Source organism: Streptomyces sp. NPDC054932, from assembly GCF_053610205.1.
The window spans coordinates 1-13,987 of sequence record NZ_JBSGXU010000206.1; the positions used below are offsets into that span (position 1 = coordinate 1).

A 13,987-nucleotide genomic window follows, 5' to 3' on the forward strand; every position below is an offset into this window, starting at 1 on the left:
GGCGGCGGGGGAGCCCCGGCGCCCGTGCCCGTCCCCTCCCTGGCGATCGGCGACGCCGCCGAGAAGGCCGCCGCGGCTGTGCCCGGCGGGAAGGTGACCGCGCTGCGCGCCGTCGCCCAGGAAGGCGGCGGCAGCGCCTGGCTGGCCGTGGTCATCGGCACCGACGGAGTCCGGCACGCGGTCACCGTGTCCGGCACGGACGGCACGATCACCAGCAACACCACCAGGGACCGCTGAGACACCCCCTACGGGGTCATGGCCCGGCCCCCGATACCGGGGGCCCCGGCGAGCTGCCCCCGCCACCAGGCCTCCATCTCGCCGCCGCTCATGCCCGCCCAGGCCGGGGTCCGTTCGACCTGGGCGCGGCCCAGCCGGCGGGCGAGGGAGACCAGCTCCCGCCCGGCGGCGCCGCGGGTCTCCTCGTAACCGCGCAGCAGTTCCTCGAACGACCCGCAGCGGCGCCAGCCGTCGGCGAGGGCGGTGGCGTCCTGGAGGGCCTTGGCGGCGCCGCTCGTGTTGTGCGGACGTACGACGCTCGCCGCGTCCCCCGCGAGCAGCAGCCGCCCGGCGGCGGTACGGGCCGTCTCCATGTCGTAGATGGGCTGGACGAAGGTGTCGGCCGGGTCGGTGAGCGCGAGCGCCCGCCCCCAGTAGGTCGGGAACTCGCGATCGAGCAGAGCCGCCAGATGCTGTGCCAGCGCGGGGGTCAGGCCGCCGGGCGGAAAGCTCGTCGGATCGTCGAGGCGCAGCTGCCCGTCCTGCGGCGGAGCGGCGTAGAGCACCCAGTTCACCCGCGGTCCGTCCGGCCCGGGGATGCGGTAGATGACGCAGGAGCCGCCCGGGAAGCAGACCGTGGTGCCCGCCTGCGGCACCGAGTCCGCGACGCTGCCGAGCTCCGCGAGCAGCGCCGCGTCGAAGTTGCCGCGCCAGCACACGTATCCGGCGTACTGCGGCCGGGAGTCCGGGCACAGGGCCGCGCGCACCACCGACCGGTACCCGTCGGCTCCGACGACCAGGTCGTAGTGTTCGACACGGCCACCCGCGAGCCGCACCCCGGCGCCCCCGGTACCGGCCTCCTCGACCCCGGCCACCGTCTCGCCCTGCCGGTAGACCACCGCGTCCGGAACGGACTCCCGGAGCCCGTGCCAGAGCAGCCCCCAGTGGTAGGAGTGGAAGGGGAACGTCTGCTCCCAGATCACCCGCCCGCCCGGCCCGTGGCCGTCGTCCCGGACCACCCAGCGGCGCTGCTCCAGCGGGTGCGCCGCGATCCCCGCCGGCAGCGCCCCGCTCGCGCCGAGCTCGGCGGCCCGGTCGTTGTGGATGCACAGCCCGACACCCCGGTCCTGGAGCCGCCCGCGCGTGCGCTCCAGTACCACGACCCCGTCGGCGCCCGCCCGCGCCGCCGCCGACGCGATGGCGCAGCCCGCAATGCTCCCGCCGACCACCGCGACCGTTCCGCCCCGCATGACCGCCTCCTGTCGATGACCACAACGGACCTGTCCCGTGCGGGGCCGGTCACTGTACTGAAGGACGGGGCGACGCCGTGCCCGGACCGTTCGGATCCGGCCGCGACACCCCCTGGGGGCCCGTGGTGACCGTGGTGCCCGACGTGCCCGTCCGCGTCGTCGGCGGGGTGGGCCGCACCGAGCCCTGGAGGGCCAGCGTCGTGAGGACGACCAGCGAGTCCGTCCATCCCAAGGGGGCCACGGCGGACGGCAGTCCGGCCCCGTTCACGGTCTCGGGCAGCTCGCCGAGCCCGTTCCGCTTGGACAGCACCCAGTCGAGCACCCTGCCCGCCTTCGCCTGTTCACCCGTGCCGGCCCAGGCGAGCGCGAAGAAGGAGGTGCTGGCCGTCCACGCGTAGGAACCCCAGCTGAAGGAGGGGTCGTTGCCGGGCGAGACCCCGCCGTTGGGCAGCAGCAGCGCCCGGTAGGTGGAGTCCAGCGCCTCGCCGAGACCGGCCGGGGCGGAGTTGAACGGGGGCGCCATGAAGGCCACCGCGCTGTCCCGGCCGTGCTCGCCGTCGACCGTCCGCTGGTACCCCAGAGGTGCGAAAGAGGTGGCGATCCCGGCCGACAACCGCCGGGCCGCGTCCCCCCAGCGCTCCGCGTCCGCGTCCATGCCGAGCCGCGCGGCCAGGTCGGCCGCGGAGTTGAGCCCGGCCAGCAGGGGAGCGGCGGTACCGATGTTGGTCGTCGTCGTGTCCAGCTCCCAGTAGTCCGGGGACGCCGGAGGCAGCCCGTCCGGTCCCAGCGACCGCGCCGCGTAGTCGGCCGCCTTGCGCACCATCGGATAGAGCGTGCGCAGCCGTTCGTCCCGCCCGCCGGGCGGCGCCGCCCGGTACCACTGCCAAGTGGCCCAGGGAACCCAGCCGTTGCCGTCCAGCTGCCACTTCCGCGCGTCCGGCGGACCGCTGCCGTCCAGCTTGGTACGGGCCTCCCAGGTCCCGTCGGCCCGCTGGGTGAGCGCGTCGTAGCCCAGGATCCGGTACGCCTCCTCGTCGTGCCCGGTGGCGGCGAAAGCGACCGCCGCGAACGCCCCGTCGCGCGGCCAGGAGTACTCCCAGGGCGGCGACCACGCCGCGGCGAAGGCCCCGTTCGGCTTCAGCAGCGCCCGCATCGACAGCAGGGCGCGCTGCGACGCGGCCCGCTGCGCGGCGGTGGCACCCGGCACCGTGCCCGCCGCGAGCCACGCGCGGCTCTCCTCCACCTGCGCCAGGGCGCCCGGGTCGTCCGCCTCGACCACGGTCGACGCCGAAGCTCCGTCGGGCAGGTACCGCCACCGCCCGGAGGGCAGGCTCAGCACGTTGCTGCCGTCGACGTAGGAGGCGCCCACGGCGAAGGAGGGCAGGACGGCCTCGGTGGCGACCCGGTTGGTCAGCAGGCCCGAGGTACGGGCGGCCAGGGCGGATGTGGGTACGTAGCAGGGCTCGCTCTCCCCGCAGCGCTCGCTGCCGGTGGGATTGACGTGGAAGGCCAGCCGGGAGGCGTAGGCGTGCCAGCCGCCCCAGTACGCCCGGTCGTAGTTCCAGCTGGTCAGCGAGCCGGGCACGGACCGATTGGTGCCGTACCAGGCGACCGGCCCGCTCTCCGCGGTCGTGGCCTGGACGAACAGGTAGTACGTGGTGCCCGCGGTCACGGAGGCGCTGAGCGGGAATTCGACCCAGCCGGCGCCGGCACCGCCGAGCGCCGCGAGGTCCAGGGTCTGCGAGGCGATCACCGACCCCGCGTCCGCGCGGTCCCGGCGGACCTGGGCGGTCACGGTGCCCGTCGCCGCCCCGCTGCCCAGCCAGACGCTGACCCGGGAGAGCCGGGTGCCGTCCACCGTGAACGCCTGGGCCGCCGCGTTGTTCGTGGCCTTCACGCTGAACAGCGCGCTCTCGTGGCCGATCTGACCGTCATAGGGAACGGCGGCCGCCGTGCCCGGGAGCGCGGCGGGTACCCCGGTCAGGGCCAGGGAGAGCACGGCGGGCAGCACGGTCCTCGCGAACGCCATCTGATACCGGTCCTTCCTGTTCGACGGGCGCGCGGGGCGGAGGGCCGGGGCGCCGAAAGCTGGACCCACCATGCAGGTATCCGGCATCGGGGAGGGGGGAGTCGGGACGTGTCCCACCGGATGGGGCCGCAGCGGCATCCGATCGTGTGACGGAAACAGCGGCGGCAACCGGTGCGGCGACCGGTGTGGCGGCCGGGTCGGCAACCGGAGCGGCGCGCGTCGGTGGAGGCAGCGCTCGGCGGGCACGCCGGGGCGCGCGCGGACGCCCCAGGGCGCGCGGGGAAGCGGATGCGCTTGCTTCGGAAGATTCTCGGCGACCGGCCTGCACGATCGGGCTCGTTTTCCGATGGGGTGGTGAATGGGAGCGCCTGACGCTCCCCGGCTGCCGGTTCGGGGGCAGGCAGGCCGGTTGCCCGTGATCCACCTGGAAGGTTCCGCGCCGACGTGAATGTTGCCCAGACGGCCGCCCTCGCGCTGTTAGTCACCACCGCCCGTTGTCTCGACATCGATGTGTTCAGGGCGCCGAGGCGCCTGCCGGGTGCGGGGGTACGCACCGGAACCGGCGGGCCATCCGCCGGCCGACGCCGTGCCGCTTTCCGCGCCCGCCGCCAAGAGGTCGCCGCCACCCCGGTGTGCGGCGACGAACAGCTGTGGGGGAGCGTATGAGCGAAGGCGAATTCGACCCATCGGGGGACCGGGCGGTCTCCAGCGAACTGGCCGGAGTACTGCCGGTGGACTTCACCGCTTTCCACTCCCAGCAGCACCGCGCCTATCTGCGCTATGCCCACCTGCAGCTGGGGAACCCCAAGGACGCCGAGGAAGTCGTCGACGACGTGTTCACCTTCCTGCTGAAGGTGTGGCACCAGGCCCTGAAGGAGGCGAGCCTCCACGGCTTCGCATGGGCGGTGCTGCGCGAGCACGTCGAGAGGCGGCTGGCGGCTCTGGGCCGGCAGGTGGCGATGGTGGAGACGGCCTGGTTCGCCGCGCTGCGCCGCTCGTCCAGAGAGCGCCTGGAGCTGCTGGAGTCGAAGCTCGGGCTGTACGCGGCGATCGCCGGCCTGTCCGAGCGGCAGTACGACGTGGTGCTGCTGGCCTTCCTCCTGGGCAACGACTCCGACACGGTCGCCCGGATGATGGGGATCACCCCCGCGACGGTCCGCTCGCACATCCGCGGCGCACGCCGAACCCTGTCCCGCAAGCTCGGGGTGGAATGGATCCCGGGAGAGGAGAAGGACCAGTGAGCGACATGCCCCGCCACCGCGACATGCCGCTGTGCGAACTGGACGCGGCCCTGGAGGACGCGACGGTCCTCGCGGAGGAGTACGCCGGATACGACGAGGGCGCGGCCCGGCGCCGGATCGCCCGCCGGGTCGTCGCCGACCGCGCCCGCTCGGCCAGCGGAACCACCGGCCCCCCCGGCGCCGCGGTCCCGGCGACGCGGGGGCAGGCCGCCTCCACCGCGGCCGACGACCTCGTCCTGGACGCCGCCTGTCACGCGCGCGCCGCCCGGGGCCTGGACGACATCGCCTGGTGCCTCGTGGAGAGCCGGCCCTTCGCCGAACTCGCCCTCGGCACCGACTCCTGGCCCCACGGCGCGGACTCTGCGCTGCTGTTCGGCTGCCTGCTCCACCTGGCCGACCGGATGGAGGGCGCGCAGTTCTGGTTCCAGTACGCGGCCGGGGCGGGCTCACAGACCGCCGCCCGCTGCCTCTACCTCCTCCACCTCGCCCGCGCCGAGGTCGCGACCGCCCGCTACTGGAAGGAGCAGGCCCGGATCCTGCCCCCGGAAGCCCACCTGCCGCCGCTGCCCCAGATGCCGGAACACCTCGAAGAGGCCCTCGGTGCCTCGGTCATCTGGACCTCCCCGCCCATCACCACGCAGGACCTCACCGCCTTCACCACCAGCCCCGGGCGGGGCGGCAGGCCCCCGTGCCGGCTTCCCTTCCGACTGCGCCAGGCGCTCATGGCCCGCCCGCGCAAGGAGCACCCCGACCTGGGGGAGTTCTTCACCCCCGGACCGCAGGTCGCGGTCGCGGTCGCGCAGAACGCCCGGCTCAACCCCCTGCACCTGACGGACCAGGCGAACGCCTGGGCGCTCGAAGCACTGAAGGAGCCCCGGCTGACCCACGCCGCCCGGAGGACCTTAGAAGGAGGCCCCGCCCCCGCCCCACTGGAATCCGCCCATCAGGCACTGCGCGTCCTGGAAGTCATCAACCGCTACTCGGGCGGCGTGAACCTGACCCAGATCGCCCGGGAAACGGCCCTGCCCCAACTGGTCCTCGCCCGGGCCATGGAGCAGCTGATCCGGGCGAATCTGGCCACCCCGGCCGGACCGGACGCGTACGTCGCCGGCAACGCCCTCCTGCTGGCCGAATCGGCGAACGGAGACGGACGCGGGCACCTGCACGAGACCCTCGCCTGGGTGCGGGACGCCGTCGGCGCCGCCGTCTACGTCGCCCGCTACACCGACGGCGAGGTCTCCATCACCCAGTACGCCGACGGACCGGCCGCACCCGTGGTCGAGGAGTGGATCGACTTCCGCGTGGCCGCCCACGCCTCCGCGGTGGGCAAGGCGCTGCTGACCCAACTCGACTACGACGACCGGAAGGACCACCTGGCACGCCACCGGCTCACCCGGTTCACCCCGCACACCCTCACCAGCCAACAGGCCCTCTTCCACCAGCTCGACGACCGCCCGCCGAACACCCCCCTCCTCGACCTGCAGGAGTACGCGATCGGCACGGTGTGCGCCGCGGTGCCGATCACCGCGGGCCCGAAGGCGGAATGCGTGGCCCTGTCCATCCCGGTCCCCGACCCCGGCCGGTTGAAGCAGGCCGCCCGGATCCTGCAGAGCGAGGCGGCCGCGGTCCTACTCGCCCTGATCGTCGCCGGCAGCACCCCGCCCACGGCACGCCGGCCGGAGGACACCGTGCTGTCGACGACGGCATGAACGACGGGACGGGCGGGGGGGCCGCGCCCCCCCCCCCCGTCCTGGCCCGCGAACGGACCGTCACCACACCTGCTGAGCGGGTGTGTCACCCGTGGTTCAGTGGAAGCTGGTGTTGTGGCACTGGAAGCTGGCCGAGCTGGCGAGCAGCACGTCACCTTCCGCCTCGGACATCTCGAGCTGCTGGAGATCGAGGATGGACATGGGATTCACCTCCTTTCGGTGTTCGTGCGGGCGGGTGCGTCACCCGTGGTTCAGTGGAAGCTCGTGTTGTGGCACTGGAAGCTGGCGGTGCTGCCCAGCAGCACGCCGCCCTCTTCCTCGGCGATCTCGAGCTGCTGCAGGTTGAGGATGGACAAGACGTTCACCTCCTCCCCGCTGTCGGGGGATGCGTGGGCCGGTCACCGGCTCAGACGATCGTGCCGTGGCACATGTAGCTGATGGCGCTGGCCAGCAGCACGCCTTCTTCCTCGGCGATCTCGAGCTGCTGCAGGTTGAGGACGGACATGACGGGTCACCTCCCTTCGGCTGTGAGGGTCTTGCCGCGCCGGGAGCGGCGCAGCGGGCTTCGGGCGGCGGTGGTCGGAGCCGGACCGCCGAGCAGGGGGAGGAAAAGGTCGGTGCGGCGGTGCGCGGAGTCCATCGCCAGGAGCACGCCGGCCGAGCCGGTCGCCAGGTCCATCGACAGTCGGACCAGGTGTTTGCCCGGGAAGGCGAGGCCGTCGCCGTAGGGGACGGCGTGCCGCCACAGGTCGCGCCGGTGCCCCTGGAGAGCTGCCTCGTCCGCGGCGCCCCGGCCGGCGGCCGTCAGGAAGTACAGCAGTCCGGCGCGGCCGTCGAGCAGGCCGGGGAAGACGGTGAACTGGCCGCGTGCCGCCTTCCGGATCGCACCGAGGGCATCGATGAAGCCGGGGTCGGCGCGGTGCTTCAGGAAGGCTGCCAGGGCGAGTCCGATGCCGGTGGACCCGGTGCCGAGGTAGATCACGGATCGCCAGCCGTCGTCGACCTGCAGGGATCCGTCGACGTCCGCGCACCGTGAGAGGTCGCGGCGCAACGCCTTCTCGGCGAGGTCGAGGTGACCCGGCTCGCCGGTGCGTTCGTGGAGGCGGACGAGGAACAGGGCGGCTCCGGCCGCCCCGGTGGTCAGACCCGCGCCCGGGTCCGCGCCGGCCGGGCGGGCGAGAGAGGCCTCGACGCGGTCGGCGATGCGCCGGGCCTGGTCGAGGTGGCCGCCGTCTCCGCCGCGCGCATGGAAGCCGAGGGCGGCCAGGCCCGGGCCGGGCAGTCCGGTCAGCAGGCCGGGACTGGTCGTTTCGGTGGTGCGGGCCAGGGCCCGGCCCAGGATGTCGGCGGCCTCGTCGTGCTGTCCGAGGAGGTCGAGGACGGTGGCCACGCCGCAGGAGCCGTTGAACAGGCCGACCGGAGCGTTGGTGATGTTGCGCAGGGCTGTGCTCGCGAGCCAGTCGGTCCATGCCGGGTCGACGGCGTGGCCCGTGGCGTGCAGGGCGTACAGGACGCCTGCGGCGCCGTGGGACAGGCTGGTGCCGCCGCCCTCCTGGGCTCCGTCGGGGTCGTTGGGGAAGAGCCGGTCGTCCCGGTCGGGGGTCGCGGAGGCGGTGAGCGCCGCCACGAGCCGCGCCCGGTTCTCCTCCCAGTCCCGGCCGGCGGGTCCGGAGCCGTCCGCTGCCGGTGGCGGTGTGGTTCCGGCGATCGACGCCATGGCGGCGGCGGCGTTGCGGGCGTACCCGGAGGGCAGGGGGAAGCGTTCGTGCGCCCAGCGTGCGAGCTCGTCCGGCTTGGCCGGGTCCAGGCCGGACAGCGCTCCCAGCGGGATGAACTGGCCGAGGCGCACGGCGGCCAGGCCGTAGGCGTCGATGTCGGTGCCGGTGACATGGGCGGGCGCGGCGAACCCGGGCGCGCCCAGCAGGCCGGTGCGCTGCTCGCCGACCGGGTGGGCGGCTTCCAGGTCGATGAAGGCGACGGTGTCGTCGGGGCGCACGATGATGTTGTTCGGGTGCAGATCGCCGAAGACGATCCCGGCCCGGTGGACGACCGCCGTTGCCGCGGCGACCTTGTCGAGGACGGAGAGCGCCCAGCGGGTGTAGTCCGCGTACGCCTCCGGTGTCGCGCCGGGACGCACCAGCGGCAGGCGCAGCACGCCGGCCTTCGCCAGCGAGTCGCCGTCGATGTGTTCCTGGACGAGGAAGTGGTGTTCCCAGTAGGTCTCGTAGCCCAGTACGCGCGGTACGAGGCCGGTGTCGGCCAGTGCGAGGAGCATGCGGTGCTCGCGCTGCAGGCGGGCGACCGCGTCGTGGCCCGCGGCGTCGAGTCCGGCCAACGGCCGTGCTTCCTTCAGCACGACCAGGTCGCCGCTCTTCGGATCCTTGGCCAGGTAGACGCCGCCCCCGTTGGAGAAGTGCAGCGGCCGCACGATCTCGTACGGCAGGTCGACGCGGCTGATCACGGTGAACCGTTCGATGCGGTCCCGGACGAAGCCGGGCATCGGGGCCCACTGCGGAGGGGTGAACGCCGCGGTGCGCGGATCGCGCACCGGTGTTCCGTCCGGCCGGACGATGGCGAGGACGGGGGCGTCGCCCCCGTCGTGGGCCCACCGCGCGGCGAAGGCGCCGTACCGTACGAACACCGGGCTGCTGTCGCTCCAGCGCAGGTCGGACAGGATGTAGGGGCCCTGCTGCCCGTCCAGTGCGGCCGTGAGGCCGTCCAGCAGCGTCTTCAGCTCCTCGTCGCCCGACGGGTAGACGGTGATGAACTTCCCCGAGGAACCGCGGTGGGCGTACTTGGAGTTGAACGCCGCCAGCAGGCGGCCACTGCGCAGGTACTTGAAGGCGACGCGGTGGGTGGTGCAGACGGCGGCGGCCTTGTCCAGGATCTCCTGGGCGGCAGGGGCCGCGGCCGATATGTGGATCTTCCACCCCTGCGCCGGCAGCGGCCGGCCGAAGAACACCCGCACCCACACGTCCGCGTCGTCCTGCGACACGGTGGCGTCGCCCACCGGCGGCGGTGTCCAGCGGTCGTCCTCGTCCCGGATGCGCTGCGGCACGTCGTAGAACACCGGGTCGGCCAGACAGAACGCGTACATCTGAGCCAGGTTCATCGCGTCCCCCTCCCGGAATCGTGGATGGCCAGTTCGTCGGTCATGGCGACAACTGTGCGGCGGGCCGGTCCTCGTGGGATGAACGGTCGGCCATCACCGGCGATCGTCGGCGATCGCAGGTGATCACCGGCGTCGACCGTCCGCCCATCCCGCGTGGACGGCCGCCGCCGACTCTGTTTCCCGGCGGCCGCTGGGCCGCCGCAGACAGCCACGGAACAAGGGAAGAGCCCCCATGATCAACTCGAAGCGCATCCGCCTCGCGCTCGTCACCTTCGTCGCGATCGGGGCGACGTTGGCCGCAGCGCCCGCCCAGGCAGCGGGTGCGGCCCGGGCCGCGTCCCACGCCCAGGCGTCGGTCGCCGCCCCCGCCGACGCACAGATCTCGCCGATGCGCTGCCGCGACGACGGTCAGGGCTGCCCCCCGTCCTTCTTCAAGGAGGACTGCACGAACATCGCCACCCCGCAGTACATCGACGACCTGTCGCAGGACCACATCAAGCAGCGGATGCAAGAGCGCCGGATCACGGAGGCGGACATCCAGGACGCCGTCAGGATCGGTTCGCGGACCGCCGACTGCCAGGCCAACGGCCGTTGGAAGTACGAGTTGGGCATCGGGCGGGTCGGGGCCACGCTGGTCGTCATCGTCGCCTGGAACAAGTCCAAGCAGCAGTCGGTGGCCGTCACCTCCTGGTGGAACTGACGGTACGGTGGCCTGCCCGGATCGCGTCCGGGCGGGCCACCGCGGTCCTCGCACAGCGGTGACCGGCATGGTGCACGGGCACGGCATGAGACACCGGGGAGGTGGGGCGGGTGCCCGGAGCGGACCCGGCCACCGGCGCCCCCGAGGGTGACGGCGGCCGCCGTTTCCGGCTGCTGGGGCCGGTCCGGGTGTGCCTGCACGGCACTTCGGTACGCCCGGGACCGCCACGACAACAGGCGGTCCTCGGCTTCCTGCTGCTGCGGCGCCGCCGGCCGGTCACGGTTGGCGAACTCGTCGCCGCCGTCTGGGGGAACGACGCCCCGGCCAGTGCGGCCGGCAATCTGCGCACCTACGCGTGGGGGCTGCGCTCCCTCCTCGAACCCGGCCGCAGCGCCCGGGAGCCGGCCCGGGTCGTACTCGGCGACGAGCGCGGGTACGCACTGCACACCGCGGAGGACGCGGTCGACGTCCTGCGGTTCGAGCGGCAGGTCGAGGCCGCCCGGCAGGCCCGCGGGCGCGGCGATGTCGCGGTCGAACACGCCCTCCTGGCCGCTGCGCTGGACCTGTGGGCCGGAGAGGCCCTGGCCGGTGTACCGGGCCCGTTCGCGGAGGAGGAGCGCAACCGGCTCGGCGCGCTGCGGACGGCCGCCCGCAAGCGGTACTTCGCCTGCGCCCTGCGCCTCGGCCTGCACCATGCGGTGATCCCGGAACTGACCGTGCTCACAAGAAAGTTCCCGCTCGACGAGGAACTGCGCGCACTGCTCATGCGCGCCCTGCACGGCTGCGGCCGCCAGGCGGAGGCCTTCACCGTGTTCGCCGACACGCACCGGATCCTCCGCGAGGAACTCGGCGTCCCCCCGTGCCCGGAGCTGACGACCCTTCACGCCCGCCTGCTCGCCCACGACCCGCCGCCCGTCGCCCGGGACCTACCTCCGGCCATCGCTCCGGCCCCGCCGGCGCACGGGCGCAGAACGCTCCCCCACGAGGCGGACGGCGTCCTCGCCCGGGCGGTGAGCCTCCTCACCGAGGGGGCGGACCGCGGTGCCGTTCCCGTGCTGACGATCACCGGGCCCGGCGGAGCGGGCAGGACGGCCCTGGCCGCGCGGATCGCGGACCGCGTATCCCACCGGTACCCCGACGGCCTGCTCTTCGTCGACCTGCGGTCCTGCGACCCGGTCCCGGCAGACCCCGGTCCGCTCCTCGCCCACCTTCTCGACGCCCTCGGGGTCCCGGCGGCGAGGGTGCCCGCCGACCCGGATCAGCGGGCCGCGCTCTACCGGTCGGCCCTCGCGGCCCGGCGCGTCCTCGTCGTCCTCGACGGCGCCCGGGACGCCGCCCAGGTCGAACCCCTCCTGCCCGGTGCACCCGGCAGTGCCGCGCTCGTCACCACCCGGTCCCGCGCCCTCGCCCTCCCCGGCGCCGCGCACATCGAACTCGCCGCCCACCCGCATGCCGCGGAGCCGGCCTCCGGCGAAGACGCCCACGAACCGGCCACATCCGCCACCGGCCGGGAGGGCCTGTCGCCCGAACCGGCCCGTGCCGCCCGCCTGCTGGCCCGCCACGGCGGCGACCTGACCGTCGATGACATCGCCGCCCTGCTGGACACCGGCCGTGAGGACGCGGCCCGCACCGCCGAGGCCCTGGTCGACGCGGGGGCTCTCGACACGCCCGCCGCCGGCACCTACCGCTCCCCGGACCGGCCCTGAGGGCCGACGGCCGGCACGCTTCGTGTTTCGTGACGAGGCCCCGGAGTTTCGTCACGTTGCACCACTCCCCGTACGGCCCCGGAGCCCATCCCTTGCCTCCTGAAGGTGCATGGCATTCACATGATCCTTCGGCGGCGCAGTCAGGCCCCGGCCGGCCTGGCAAGGTCGTGTCGAGCCCGGTGGGCCGGCGTCCCCGTCCGGTCCACCGGGCCCTGGGAACCCGTCTGCCAGGCAACGGAGCTGACGCCGTGCGCGCGATCGCCGCAGAGACACCGAAGGAGCCCACCGTGAGCAGCGGCGAGCCCGAACCGTTCTTCTCCGTGCTCGGAGCGGTCCAGGCCCGGCGGGGCGACACACCGCTTCCCCTCGGCTCGCCGCAGCAGCGGGCGCTGCTCGCGATGCTCCTGCTGCGACGCAACGACGTCGTGGATATCGACGAGATCATCGACGGCCTCTGGGGCGAGGAACTGCCGCGCACGGCCGTGGGTACGGTCAGGTCGCACGTCTACCGCCTCCGGCGTTCGCTGGGGCCCCGGATCGAGACCCACGGCCAGGGGTACCTCCTGCACAGCGGACCGGGAGCACTGGACCTCGACGTGTTCGAACGGCTGGTCGCCGAGGCGCGCGCGTGCACCGCCGCGGAGAAGGCCGGTGAGGCGGCCGCACTGCTGGCCCGCGCTCTGGGGCCGTGGAAGGGGGCTCCGCTCGCGGGGCTTCCGGGCCCGCACGCCGCGGTCCACCGCGAACGCCTCTCGGAACTGCGGCTGTCCGTGCTGCTGGAGCGCATCGAGCTCGACCTGCGGCTGGGACGCCACGCCCGGCTCGTTCCCGAGCTGACCCGGCTGTGCGCGGAACACCCCCTGCACGGGAGGCTGCGGGAACTGGCAGGGATCGCCCTGGCACGCAGCGGGCGCACCGTTCGGACGACGAACGAGGAACCCACCGGGCGCCTCCACCCGGCCCCGCCCGGGACGCCGCCCGGACCGCCTCCCGGACAGTCGCCTGCCGTCGCGGCGTCCCCCGCGGCCGCTGAGCAGCCCGTCGGCGCGCAGTGCGACACACCGCCCAGGCCGGCCCAGCTCCCCTTCTCACCGGACGACCTCATCGGCCGGACCGAGGAGGTACGGGACCTCCTCGACGCGCTGGCCACCGCCCGGGCCGGATCCGTCGCCGTCGCCGCGGTCACCGGCACCGGTGGCGTCGGGAAGAGCGCACTCACCCTCCACGTCGCCCGGCGACTGCGGGACCGCTTCCCGGACGGGCAGCTGTACGCGGGCCTGCGCGGCACCTCGGCGGACCCCGCGGACCCCGGCACGGTCCTGGCCGGCTTCCTCCGGGCGCTCGGGGTCGAGGAGCCGGCCATCCCGGACGGGACGGAGGAGCGGGCGGCGTACTTCCGTACGACCGTGGCCGACCGGCGGATCCTGCTGGTCCTGGACGACGCCCGGGACGCCGCCCAGATCGAGGCGCTGCTCCCGGGCTCGCCGACCTGTGCGGTGCTCGTCACCGGCCGGGCCGCGCTGGACGGGCTGACGGCCGTACGGCGGGTGCGCCTCGAACCCCTGGCCGTCCCGGAGGCGCTGGCCCTGCTCGGTGCCGTCGCCGGGCCCGGGCGGATCGCCGCCGAGCCCGAGCAGGCGGCGGCCCTCGCCGAGCGGTGCGGCGGGCTGCCCCTCGCCCTGCGCCTGGCGGGCGCGCGGCTCGCGGCCCGGCCCTCGTGGTCGTTGTCCGACTTCGTCCGGCTGCTCGACGGTCATCACCCCGCCTTCCCCGCGCTGCCCCCGTTCTCCGTGTTCCCCGCGCCGACCGGATCCCCGGACGGCATCACGGCATGCGTCCGGCCCAGCTACGACCGGCTCGATCCCGAGGAGGCCCGGCTGCTGCGGCTGCTGGCGGTCACCCGCCGCGGGACCACGGACGTCGCGGGGGCAGCGGCGCTCGGCGGGCTGCCACCGGCGCGCGCCGGGCAGTTCCTGGAACGGATGACCGGGCTCGGTCTGCTGGAGTCGCCCTGCCCGGGTGCG

Annotated in this window: 10 protein-coding genes; 6 read left to right on the forward strand and 4 right to left on the reverse strand. The window is 74.2% G+C overall.

Translation table 11 applies throughout. The features are described from left to right. Positions 1-237, forward strand: a 237-nt coding sequence (locus tag ACWGE1_RS34915; RefSeq protein WP_453424482.1) for a hypothetical protein, incomplete at its 5' end; no start/stop codon positions are given. An 8-nt stretch (positions 238-245) separates the two neighbouring features. Here the strand turns inward: ACWGE1_RS34915 and ACWGE1_RS34920 are convergent. Then, positions 246-1,466 carry an FAD-dependent monooxygenase gene (locus tag ACWGE1_RS34920; RefSeq protein ID WP_453424483.1) on the reverse strand — a complete coding sequence of 407 codons (1,221 nt, stop codon included), beginning with the start codon at positions 1,464-1,466 and terminating at the stop codon, positions 246-248. Positions 1,467-1,515: 49 nt separating this feature from the next. Further along, positions 1,516-3,495 (reverse strand): hypothetical protein, encoded by a 1,980-nt coding sequence (locus tag ACWGE1_RS34925; RefSeq protein ID WP_453424484.1) that lies wholly within the window; start codon positions 3,493-3,495, stop codon positions 1,516-1,518. Positions 3,496-4,157: 662 nt separating this feature from the next. On the opposite strand from ACWGE1_RS34925, the gene ACWGE1_RS34930 reads away from it, so the two are divergent. Further along, positions 4,158-4,736 (forward strand): RNA polymerase sigma factor, encoded by a 579-nt coding sequence (locus tag ACWGE1_RS34930; protein ID WP_453424485.1) that lies wholly within the window; start codon positions 4,158-4,160, stop codon positions 4,734-4,736. An 878-nt stretch (positions 4,737-5,614) separates the two neighbouring features. Further along, on the forward strand, positions 5,615-6,445 hold the full coding sequence (locus tag ACWGE1_RS34935; protein WP_453424491.1) for an IclR family transcriptional regulator domain-containing protein: 831 nt from the start codon (positions 5,615-5,617) through the stop codon (positions 6,443-6,445). Between the two features lie 251 nt (positions 6,446-6,696). Here the strand turns inward: ACWGE1_RS34935 and ACWGE1_RS34940 are convergent, their stop codons facing one another. Then, positions 6,697-6,801 (reverse strand): SapB/AmfS family lanthipeptide, encoded by a 105-nt coding sequence (locus ACWGE1_RS34940; protein ID WP_453424486.1) that lies wholly within the window; start codon positions 6,799-6,801, stop codon positions 6,697-6,699. 155 nt (positions 6,802-6,956) lie between these two features. Further along, positions 6,957-9,557: a class III lanthionine synthetase LanKC gene (lanKC, locus tag ACWGE1_RS34945; protein ID WP_453424487.1), complete on the reverse strand. Its 2,601-nt coding sequence runs from the start codon at positions 9,555-9,557 to the stop codon at positions 6,957-6,959. 232 nt (positions 9,558-9,789) lie between these two features. On the opposite strand from lanKC, the gene ACWGE1_RS34950 reads away from it, so the two are divergent. The 3 genes from ACWGE1_RS34950 to ACWGE1_RS34960 form a co-directional block, all read left to right on the forward strand. Then, positions 9,790-10,257: a hypothetical protein gene (locus ACWGE1_RS34950; RefSeq protein WP_453424488.1), complete on the forward strand. Its 468-nt coding sequence runs from the start codon at positions 9,790-9,792 to the stop codon at positions 10,255-10,257. A gap of 110 nt (positions 10,258-10,367) precedes the next feature. Then, entirely contained in the window at positions 10,368-11,963 is a 1,596-nt protein-coding gene (locus ACWGE1_RS34955) for a BTAD domain-containing putative transcriptional regulator (RefSeq protein WP_453424489.1), read from the forward strand. 287 nt (positions 11,964-12,250) lie between these two features. Beyond that, positions 12,251-13,987: BTAD domain-containing putative transcriptional regulator (locus tag ACWGE1_RS34960; protein ID WP_453424490.1), on the forward strand; the 1,737-nt coding region annotated here is incomplete at its 3' end.